The sequence below is a fragment of the Nitrospirota bacterium genome, assembly GCA_020846775.1.
In the GTDB taxonomy this organism is placed as follows: Bacteria; Nitrospirota; 9FT-COMBO-42-15; order HDB-SIOI813; family HDB-SIOI813; genus RBG-16-43-11.
In genome coordinates this window covers 1-9,674 of record JADLDG010000064.1, presented here as the reverse complement: position 1 = coordinate 9,674, position 9,674 = coordinate 1, and the positions used below count along the sequence as shown (strand labels likewise).

The following is a 9,674-nucleotide window of genomic DNA, read 5'->3' as shown; positions in this document are numbered from 1 at the left end:
TCAGGGCCTCTGGCGTGCCAATATCCGTTTTTCAACACATCCAGAAGTTGGAGTACGCCGCCCGGGAAAAGACTCATCGCAACCATCAGTGCCAAACCGGTGTTTAACCCCCAAAAAGAGATACGGATATACTTCTCCGGGCGTCTCCATTGTTCATCTGTTAATACCTGTCGAATGGCAAATACCATAAGAGCCATGGCAATCATACCAAAGACACCCATCATAGCCGTATGCCCATGATTCGGCGTAAGCATGGTTCCTGCCTCAAAGTAACTTACGATGGGCAGGTTGATAAGGAATCCAAAGACCCCGGCCCCTACAAAATTCCAGAATCCTACGGCCAACAGGAAGTAAAATGTCCATTTGTGTGGAATGGAGATCTCTATCCCGCAGATATCACACCTACCCCGGGTCAATTGTATGAAATCCCATGCATCCAGCGTCAGGAGGGTAAGGGGCACGACCTCCAGAGCGGAAAACATGGACGCGAGGGCCACGGTAATATCTGATTGTCCTGTCCAATACCAGTGATGCCCTGTTCCGATGATTCCACTGCCAAGATAGAGGATAGCATCCAGGTAAATGACCCGGCGGGTTGTTACATTGGAGATTAGACCCAGTTTGTAGAAGATAGAGGCAATCATAACTGTCACGAAGAGTTCCAAAAAACCCTCAACCCACAAATGGATGATCCAGAATCGCCAGTTGTCCACCACTGTATAATGGCTGGAGCCGGTGAAGAACATGGCGGGAAGATAAAAAAGGGGAATGGTTATTGCCACATAGAAAAAAAGGGAAGAGACCTCGCGGGCCTCGGGGTCTTTTCTTGCCGGAGAAATCCCACGGAAAATCAAGATAATCCAGACCACAAGCCCGGCGACCAGCATGATCTGCCAGGCGCGTCCAAGATCAAGAAACTCCCAGCCCTGATGCCCGAACCAGAACCAGAGCCTTCCAAGAACCTGATTGAGGCTGAGATACTCACCCAGCAAACTCCCACCTGCTACAAGAAGCAGGGCACCGAATAAGAAGTTGACCCCCTTGGCCTGACCTCTGGGTTCACTGCCGCCCAGGGAGGGGGAGAGCAACAAACCACCGGCAACAAAAGCCGTGGTTATCCAGAATAGGGCCAACTGTAAATGCCAGGTGCGCAGGATATGACTCGGAAGGAGTTCAGACAAATTAAGGCCGTAAAAGCTCGCCGGGTCTGCACGATAATGGGCGGTTGCAGCTCCAACCAGTACCTGGGCCAAAAACAGAAGTGCCACAACGATAAAGTATTTTATGGTTGCCCTCTGGCTTTCAGTGGTTACCCCCGGCAGCATCTGAGGATGAACATGGTCACCTTTACCCTTCCAACCCAAGAAATTAAACTTACCAAAGGCAAATAGAATAGCGGCAATCCCTGCCAAAAGGGGGATGAGGCTCAGGGTACTCCAAAGCACTGCATCGCTCGTTGGCGTGTTCCCGGCCATTGGATCGTATGGGAAATTGTTGGTGTAAGAGTATGGTTTGTCCGGCCGGTTTGCAACGGAGGCCCATGCCGTCCATGCAAAAAATGCCGTGAGTTCCTTAAGCTCATTCGAGTCCCTGATATACTTCTCAGGCAGGCCCGCATTCTGAGCCGGGTGGGAAAAATAGGCCGTCCATTTCGTTATTTGCTTTTGATATGAGGCGGCTTCATGCGGCGTAAAATACAGCGTCCCGGTATCGGGATCATACCTGTTTTGTTTGAGGAGTTGTTGAACCTCCCCATTAACAGCATCTTGTTCGGCCCCGCTGAGGTCTCCCAACGCCCGCTTGTATCGTTGGCTTGAGACCATCTCACGAGCTTCAAGTACGAGCGTATGCAGGTATTCGGCAGAAAAGTCAGGTCCAAGGTAGGCCCCATGCCCCCAGATGCTCCCGTTTTCCATTAAACCGTATCTCAGAAATACCTGTTGCCCCCCGAAGATGTCTTCACGTGTAAAGATGAGCTCGCCAGATGGGCCTACCACTTTACCCGGAACAGGAGGGGAATCCGTATAAGACCTTGCGGCTATCCAGATCAGGACAGTAAATCCCAACACGATGGTCAGGATGACAGTACGTCTCCACCAGGGAGAAAGGGTTTCGCTTATCTCTGTCTTGTCCTGCATAACCTCAATATTCCGAAAGCTGTAAATTCTCTAGTGTATGAACTCCACATAGGCCTCAACATACTCCCGGCGTAGTAACTGTTTCTCCGCTGGGTATCTAAGGAAAAGCAGTGCTTCACTTACAAATCATCACGTCAATGGTCCAAATACGATTCTGAAGACAGTGCCTTTTTCACTGTTTGATTCAAAGTCAAGCTGCCATCTATGAATCTTTTCTATGATAAGTTTGACGGTATAAAGTCCCAGGCCGCTCCCTGACTTCTTGCCGTGAGTAACATATGGCTGAAAAAGGTTCTTCTGTATTTCCTCAGGAATTGGTTTCCCGCCGTTGTGAATTTCTAAAACCGCCAATCCTGCCTCGTTCTGAAGCAATATTAGTTGTACCTCTCCAGGCGTATTCTCCGCCTCAATAGCATTCTTGATAAGATTCTCCAGTGCCCGTTCAAGCAGCGCCCGGTCAGCATTGAGGCTTATGCTCTGCTTTTGTATCCGGTTATCGAATGTAATTGTGACTTCTCTGGACAATGCCAACGGCTGCATTTGCGTCTGCTTGGTCAGCACCATTTCCACCAGATCCACAGTCACATCTTTCCTTGGGTATTCCCCGGATTCAAGCTGCATCAGTTCCCGTGACGACTCCAGCAAGGTCAGGGCATCTTCATACTCGGACTTGATGATCTTCATGTAATCCGAACTATCCGGAACCTGATGCCGGTCCAGTACCTTGGTGAGACGTTTCGCTGCCATGCCGATTATAATAAGCTTATTTTTCAGATCGTGACGGGCGATATGCTCCATTCTCTCTCTCATAAGTTCGTAACGCTTTAAGAAGGTAATATCCCGTATAGTGGCTGTTATATAAAACTCTTTATTGCTGATTTTGTAAAGCGAGTGTCTCAATTGAATAGGAAATATCTCTCCGTTCTTTCGTAATCCCTGATAATCTTTTATTTTGGATACATAGGTAGAATGATCAGCAATATTTCTCAGGAAGGTTTCATATCCCTCTCTATGTCTTTCCCGGTAGGCCGGTGGTATGATCAAGTCAAGACTCCTCTCCTGTACCTCAGCCTTTTTATAGCCAAGCATAATCTCGGCGGCGCTGTTCCAAACGAGGATTTTTCTGTCCTGATCAATTGTTATAAGGGCTTCCGAAATAGATTCAAGAATGTGCTTATAAGATTCACTATCCATACCGTTTCCGCCTGCGCCTTCCGGTAAATGATGCATTCTTGACTTCCTGAATGCAAATACCATTATAATTCATGAGGAATCACAATACAAGAAAGCCCACAGGCTGTTGAGATGACCCTTTAAATATTCGCAACAATCTGCTTGACACCTCTTATTTTTAGAGTAGACTAAAACTCATCTCTATATTCCTATTGAATTATTCTAATAATGAAAGGGGGTGGAATGAGATTTGTTGACAATAAGATAAAACTGCAAAACAAGAGTAAATATAGATTGAATTTGTTGTCTGTAGTTATATAACCTTTAAATATAAAAAGGAGGTAGGACAAATGTCAAAAAAAGTAGTTAAACTTAGTATAATAACAATATTTTCAGCCTTAGTCGTTCTCAGTTTTGCATTTATCGCTACCCAGAGCTGGGCAGGAATAGGGTATTCAGATAAGGGAGAAGCGCTCTACTATGCCCATTGTGCATATTGTCATGGTGCTGCTGCTGACGGGAAGGGTCCAGGAGCAGTAGGTATGACGCCGCCACCAACAGACATGACCAGTGCCACAGCTATGAAGGGCGTTAATCGGGCAAGAGTGTACAAGGCCATAACCAAGGGGGTACCAGGGACACCAATGGGTGGCTTTGAAATGGTTATAGACAATGATGGCATTTTTGAAATTATTGCATATATTGAACATTTTGGTCGGGTAGAGGGACCGCATTCAGAAAAGGCAGAGCAGGTCTGGAATACCCACTGTTCAGTATGTCACGGTGTTAAGGGAGACGGGAAAGGTCCAGGAGCAGCAGGTATGACGCCGCCACCAACAAACTTGACCAGCGCCACTGCAATGCAGGGCATTAATCAGGCAAGACTTTATAAGTCCATAACCAAGGGGAGACCTGGTACAACAATGGTTGGCTTTGAAAAGACATTAACTCCCGATGAAATCTTTTACGTCATTTCATATGTGGAACAGATGGGCGGCTTTAAAAAATAATTCAAGGTGTATGGCAACAGCCGTATATTAATAAAGGCCCTGAGTGTTCTTCAGGGCCTTTTTATGCTACTTGGGTATTGAAACCCCATCTTCTTCAAAGTCCCCCTGCGCACCTTTTTTATGGCATGCCCCACAGTTTGAAAAGCTGCCGATAGAGGGGCGCTTAAATACCTCTGTCTTTATTTTACGATGTTTCCTTTTAATATACTGTGTTTCAGTAATCCTTACAGGGGTTCCCGAACCGATACTGGCCAGGATCTTCCCGGCCCATTCCGTATTTGACTTTTCAGCAGAATACTTGCTCAGGTAAGAGAGTATCTCCTCCTTCGTTGTATCATCAAGCGCAAGGTCCTCTCCAAAATGTTTCCCGCTGCTTTTCATGATCTCCTGCCAGGAACGCTCCGGAAGTAAGCCCGGGAGGTATAAGAAATGACAGGATGAGCATTCCTGTTCGTATAATGGATTATTGACAACAGAATACTGACGATCGCTCTTATGTCTTTTCTCCCGTTCCCCTCTTTTATTTTCGTCAGCAAAAACAACACTTCCGCTAATCATTCCGACTAAGAGTACACCTGCTACTAATAATGGAATTACTGTATTTATTTTCTTCATTTATACCTCCTATGGTTATCTATAACGACATCATATAGGTGACAAAGTCACCCTTCTCTTTAGGTGTGCATTCCCTCTCTAACACCCATGTACAGTTTCTTTTAAACCACTTTTCTACCTTTCGGGGATCGGTAAAGCGTGCCTTGTTCGCCGCTGGCGACAGTGGTTCTATCACCTTGCCGACGGTTGTCTTCCCCTGATTTGCCGGATTGGATGTGTGACAGGTCAAACAAGAGCGTTCCTCCTTTTTGACAGAATGAATTCTCCTGAAATTATAGAGTTTCCTGCCCCCGTCGGCGCTGAATCCCTTTATGCCTGAATCCTGTTTCTGTGCCTCGGCAAGATAATTATTGACAACGGACTGCATTTGAGGATTCAGGCTTTGTGCTGCACCTGAAACCCCCGGGTAAAATAATACAAAAGAGATAACTATTGTTAAAATATAAATGGTCTTCTTTCTCATCTAAAACCTCCTTTCAGTTTGGGATATGAATATCCTTATCTTCAAATGAGCCGATCTCAGCCCCTGGGTGGCAGGCGACACAATTGATTTTGCTCATCACAGACTTTCTTCTGAATGTATCTTCCGATATTCTATCATGCTTCCACACCCAGTAAGGGACCTCCGTAATCCTTATTGGAATTTGATTTGCCTTAATGGAATAGAGCATTTTTGTGGATGCTTCCGTTGTTGAATGTTCTGCAGAGGCTGCTGTAAGGAAATTGAGTATCTCCTTACGGGTGTTTTCGTCAAGCGTCACATCCTCACCAAAGTGATCATCCAGACTTGAGACGATATTTCTCCATGACTCTGCGGGAAGTAAGGTTGGATGCAATGCACTGTGGCAGGAGGTTGCACACTCATCCCGCCATGCCTGATTCGTTTTTAACTCAACGGCAAAGCCCTCTGCGTCAAGGACCCCGGGCGGCTTCATCCTGGAAAAATCTGTCTCGCCCCCTTCAGGCGGCAGATATACGAGTCCGAGACCACCCATAATCGCCACAAATATCCATACGAGAAGTCTCACAAATGACCGCCCCTCGCCCGGCTGCATGTGGGACACCCTCTCGCTCCATGTTTCAGGGTCCTCCTTTATTCCTGTAATCATGGATAGGATGATGTTCTCTCTTAGTATAAAATCATGGAAAAGAGCCATGCAGATATGGCCCACGATCACGACTACCATGGTATATGCTAAAACAGTATGAATGGTCCTGGCATAGGCGGCAGTGTGATAAGTAAACACCCCTGCCCACAGCCCCCTGTTTTCTTCGCCACTATAGGTTATAATCCCGGTTATGCTTATAAGAGCGGTTGCTGTGAGCATAAATACTATGGCCCAGCCAACAACCGGATTGTGTCCTAAATATCGCGGAAACTTAAATCTCAGGTTATCAGATAGAACGGACTTAATGCCGCTCCATCCTTTAAGGAATTCCGAGAATCTTGCATGACGGTTGCCTGTAAAACCCCACACTATTCGAAACATGACCAGGCCCAGGATAATATACCCGGCGATAGTATGGTATTCGAGCAACCATTCGCTATAGGAAGTGTAAAAGACCCCAATATAGGCGAAGACGAGAAACCAATGGAAGAGCCGTGTTGGTAAGTCCCAAACCTTCATCATTATCCTCGAAGAAGGGTTAATCCCTCAATCCTTGAAGCCCTTAATTTTTTAACATTTACATATACTAAAAAATATTTGTTTTCTTTGGCATTGGTTAGTAAAAAATAACACAACCACAATTATTATACCAGACAGAGATTTTAATACCTCCATTAATTTATCATTAAGGTAGCTTCTCTTGGGGTTAGGGATGGTTTTGCAAATTCGATAAAACGGGGCTTGGATGGACTTGTGGAACGTCTGGTTTAGCTTAATAATTTCTTTATGAGGTATGCTTTTCAAAAATAATCCCCTTTGTTGACAACGACCTTCCCTTTGAATGTCTTCGAAACAGCCAATACAAAAGAAGACTCAGAGGATTGGCTTCTTTCTCAGAACCCGGAATTTATAAAAAAAAGCGTAAGGCAAGGAAGGATGTCTCCACACTAAACTTGCAGAGGTTAAATTGAACTTGGTATTGAACAGATCAAAAGTCTGTGCTATTGTTTGCTAACTGACTAATAACTTTTCAGGCGTGTGCGGCACCGCCTTTAAATGCCGCAACAAAAGGAGAACATCACATGAAAATGCTACTTACGGTCGAATTCCCGCTTGAGCCATTTAATACCCTCGTCAGAAGCGGAAAGGCGGGCGAGATCATTGGGCGTATCCTTGAAACAATCAAGCCGGAGACGGCCTACTTCACTGAGCAAGACGGAAAACGCGGCGGGATCTTCGTGATTAACGTACAAACTCCGTCGGATGTACCCTCCTTTTCAGAGCCCTTCTTTCTCAACTTTCAGGCCAATTGCAAGTTTCGTATACTGATGAGCCCGGAGGATTTGCAAAAGGCTGGTTTGGAGGACCTCGGAAAGAAGTGGACGTAAGATTCGCATAACCCTGTTGAGCCTGTAAGCGATAGAACCCGGCACGGGAAAGATCCGGATTATTTCTGTGAGACTATCCAGAAAATATGAAGGCTAAAGAACTTGATAAGAAATTTACAGGACTTCTCTTGTCATGACTTTATACTCCGGATTCACCAGGTCTTTATGGACACATAACCTCATTATTCGGGTAGCGCCTTAACTCCTAACTGCCAAGTAATTCACTTATAATGTTCATTTCAACTTCCTCCGGGTTTAATGCCTTGAACCCTTCATCCTCGGAGGCTTTAAGTAAGCGCTTATCAGAGGTAATAACAATTAATGTTCCGTCTCGGAAGAATTCAAATTATGCATGGTGATATAGGGAATAGATCCTAATATCCTTTCTTCATCCACCGTTATTGTATCGAAAATATCAATCTCAGTAAGCAGATTTGCTAATATATCTATAAGTTGTGTGGCCTCTATCTTCCCTTAATTCTTTTTGGTGTGTCGGTTTCCTTGCTGGTGGGCCGTGGAGGGATCGAACCTCCGACCCGCTGATTAAGAGCTTGATTAGTAGGAAAACATATAACTCCTTGATTCTTGGAATTGTTTCCCTTTTACTATTAAGAATCAATAGGTTGAGGCTTTATATTCTTTCCAGTTGATTACTGTTAATTCTGTCTGTTTTGACCTGATTTAGCACAATATTATTACAATGGCTCAAAAACATGCTCGACTTTATACCTTACAATATTTTCTCCGTTCGTTTCTTCCTTTATTTTGACCGGCATATCCTTATCTATAAAGTCAAGCTCTGCCCTGTCAGGTATGGATTCGATTGCCTCTGGGTGGTCAAGTAACTGTTTTATAAAATCAAAGGTCATCCCTATATTTCTTTCAATGTATTCCTTCTTTGTCATTATTTTACCCCCCTCTTGAATTTCTCTTTATACCATTCCCACCTATCTTTTAAATCCTGCTCCGCATAGGTAAGGGCATCTTTTAAATTTTCTATATCTACGACCTTCTTTATCTCCTCTCCTTTTGGATTCAATAAATCACGATGGAAAAACCCATGTGAGGTATCATACCTTACTAAAGGATACCATTTATTCTTAATTTTAGCCTCATACTGAACAACAATTTCAGTGACCATTCCCTTTTTCGTTGTGATCTTTATTCTCAGCCTGTCATCTCCCTCAGGACTAAGGTCTTTTGTAAACTCCTTTTCCCCCACAAGGCTCCTTATATAAATAAGGTTATCAGTAGACAATATAACACAGCATGCAGAAATGGGGAAGGGATTTACAGTTAGTTGAACAATTCTTCTCTTGTCATGACTTTATCCTACTAAGATATCTTTCACTTTTGTCAGTTAAGTGCTCATGTCTTTTTCTATCCTTATATGAAAGAATAAAGACATATATATTCTTTGGCATTGGTTAGTAATAAATAACACAACCGCAATTATTATACCAGACAGATATTTTAATACCGAAGATAACCTTGACTCAAGGAACTGTCTTAGATAGGATAGGAGTTGCATGGACATATCATATAGCAGGCACGCCAGGAGACAGATGAAGTGGAGAGAGATTACGGAGGATGAGGTAAAAGATACAGTCCTCTACCCGAAGAGTGTGGAGGATTCGATTAAAGACAGAAAGAATGCTTTCAAGCATATAGGAAAGAAATACCTTAAAGTGACCTTTCGTAAGGAGAGTAATAAAATAACTATAGTAACAGCCATTGATAAGAATAAATAGGGAGGCATTATGAAGATTGAATATGATAAAGAGGTTGATGCTTTGTATATCAGGATTCAGGAAAAGATAGTTGCCCATACAAAGGAGATAGAAGAGGGTATAAATATTGATCTTGATGCCGATGGCAAGGTAATTGGGCTTGAGATTATTGGGGCGACTGAGAGGTATAACCTTGAGGATATTTTTAATATATCTACAGAAAATTTAATTTTAGAAGGAGTGACAAAAGGATGCTGAAGCTGCACAATAATTTTTATCTTAAATCATTACAAAATCATATCTATCTTTTCCTGAAGTTTTAAAGCTCCTAATATTTAATACCTCCATGAATTTATCATAAATATATATTCTCTACTATTTTCAGAATCTTTACACAAGCATAGAACAGTGTCAAGTCCAGATCATCGTGCCTCATTTGAGGCATTTTGAAAAGAGGGCTGGGTCCATTTCATTAGCACAATCCAATGAAAAAGGGTTACAGCAAAATGCC

General features: G+C 43.7%; 11 protein-coding genes. 4 read left to right on the top strand and 7 right to left on the bottom strand.

The window, feature by feature from the left end:
* A partial coding sequence (locus IT392_09200) for a cbb3-type cytochrome c oxidase subunit I (GenBank protein MCC6544662.1) occupies nucleotides 1-2,138 on the bottom strand: 2,138 nt, incomplete at its 3' end.
* A 129-nt stretch (nucleotides 2,139-2,267) separates the two neighbouring features.
* Nucleotides 2,268-3,368, bottom strand: coding sequence for a PAS domain S-box protein (locus tag IT392_09195; protein MCC6544661.1), 1,101 nt, complete (start codon nucleotides 3,366-3,368; stop codon nucleotides 2,268-2,270).
* A 293-nt stretch (nucleotides 3,369-3,661) separates the two neighbouring features.
* Here IT392_09195 and IT392_09190 point away from each other — a divergent pair, with 293 nt between their 5' ends.
* Nucleotides 3,662-4,321 (top strand): c-type cytochrome, encoded by a 660-nt coding sequence (locus tag IT392_09190; protein ID MCC6544660.1) that lies wholly within the window; start codon nucleotides 3,662-3,664, stop codon nucleotides 4,319-4,321.
* Nucleotides 4,322-4,387: 66 nt separating this feature from the next.
* Here IT392_09190 and IT392_09185 read toward each other — a convergent pair whose 3' ends face one another.
* The 3 genes from IT392_09185 to IT392_09175 all read right to left on the bottom strand — a co-directional run bounded on the left by IT392_09185 (nucleotide 4,388) and on the right by IT392_09175 (nucleotide 6,567).
* Entirely contained in the window at nucleotides 4,388-4,936 is a 549-nt protein-coding gene (locus IT392_09185; GenBank protein ID MCC6544659.1) for a diheme cytochrome c, read from the bottom strand.
* Between the two features lie 19 nt (nucleotides 4,937-4,955).
* Nucleotides 4,956-5,303, bottom strand: a complete 348-nt coding sequence (locus IT392_09180; protein ID MCC6544658.1) for a DUF1924 domain-containing protein — start codon at nucleotides 5,301-5,303, stop codon at nucleotides 4,956-4,958.
* Between the two features lie 109 nt (nucleotides 5,304-5,412).
* Nucleotides 5,413-6,567 carry a cytochrome b/b6 domain-containing protein gene (locus IT392_09175; GenBank protein MCC6544657.1) on the bottom strand — a complete coding sequence of 385 codons (1,155 nt, stop codon included), beginning with the start codon at nucleotides 6,565-6,567 and terminating at the stop codon, nucleotides 5,413-5,415.
* 560 nt (nucleotides 6,568-7,127) lie between these two features.
* Between IT392_09175 and IT392_09170 the strand changes: the two genes are divergently transcribed.
* On the top strand, nucleotides 7,128-7,433 hold the full coding sequence (locus IT392_09170) for a panthothenate synthetase (GenBank protein ID MCC6544656.1): 306 nt from the start codon (nucleotides 7,128-7,130) through the stop codon (nucleotides 7,431-7,433).
* 695 nt (nucleotides 7,434-8,128) lie between these two features.
* On the opposite strand, the gene IT392_09165 is transcribed toward IT392_09170, so the two are convergent.
* Nucleotides 8,129-8,338 (bottom strand): hypothetical protein, encoded by a 210-nt coding sequence (locus IT392_09165; GenBank protein ID MCC6544655.1) that lies wholly within the window; start codon nucleotides 8,336-8,338, stop codon nucleotides 8,129-8,131.
* Nucleotides 8,338-8,655, bottom strand: a complete 318-nt coding sequence (locus IT392_09160; GenBank protein MCC6544654.1) for a hypothetical protein — start codon at nucleotides 8,653-8,655, stop codon at nucleotides 8,338-8,340. The genes IT392_09165 and IT392_09160 overlap by 1 nt, the downstream gene beginning before the upstream one ends.
* Nucleotides 8,656-8,962: 307 nt before the next feature.
* Between IT392_09160 and IT392_09155 the strand changes: the two genes are divergently transcribed.
* Entirely contained in the window at nucleotides 8,963-9,184 is a 222-nt protein-coding gene (locus IT392_09155; protein MCC6544653.1) for a DUF4258 domain-containing protein, read from the top strand.
* Between the two features lie 9 nt (nucleotides 9,185-9,193).
* Nucleotides 9,194-9,421: a DUF2283 domain-containing protein gene (locus tag IT392_09150; protein MCC6544652.1), complete on the top strand. Its 228-nt coding sequence runs from the start codon at nucleotides 9,194-9,196 to the stop codon at nucleotides 9,419-9,421.
* The last annotated feature ends 253 nt before the right edge of the window (nucleotides 9,422-9,674 follow it).

What these genes read in the sequence shown, in the direction of transcription:
- IT392_09175 (MCC6544657.1), bottom strand. Translation starts at nt 6,567, where the DNA reads ATGATGAAGGTTTGGGACTTACCAACACGGCTCTTCCATTGGTTTCTC.
- IT392_09180 (MCC6544658.1), bottom strand. Translation starts at nt 5,303, where the DNA reads ATGCAGTCCGTTGTCAATAATTATCTTGCCGAGGCACAGAAACAGGAT.
- IT392_09150 (MCC6544652.1), top strand. Translation starts at nt 9,194, where the DNA reads ATGAAGATTGAATATGATAAAGAGGTTGATGCTTTGTATATCAGGATT.
- IT392_09185 (MCC6544659.1), bottom strand. Translation starts at nt 4,936, where the DNA reads ATGAAGAAAATAAATACAGTAATTCCATTATTAGTAGCAGGTGTACTC.
- IT392_09195 (MCC6544661.1), bottom strand. Translation starts at nt 3,368, where the DNA reads ATGCATCATTTACCGGAAGGCGCAGGCGGAAACGGTATGGATAGTGAA.
- IT392_09170 (MCC6544656.1), top strand. Translation starts at nt 7,128, where the DNA reads ATGAAAATGCTACTTACGGTCGAATTCCCGCTTGAGCCATTTAATACC.
- IT392_09155 (MCC6544653.1), top strand. Translation starts at nt 8,963, where the DNA reads ATGGACATATCATATAGCAGGCACGCCAGGAGACAGATGAAGTGGAGA.
- IT392_09190 (MCC6544660.1), top strand. Translation starts at nt 3,662, where the DNA reads ATGTCAAAAAAAGTAGTTAAACTTAGTATAATAACAATATTTTCAGCC.
- IT392_09165 (MCC6544655.1), bottom strand. Translation starts at nt 8,338, where the DNA reads ATGACAAAGAAGGAATACATTGAAAGAAATATAGGGATGACCTTTGAT.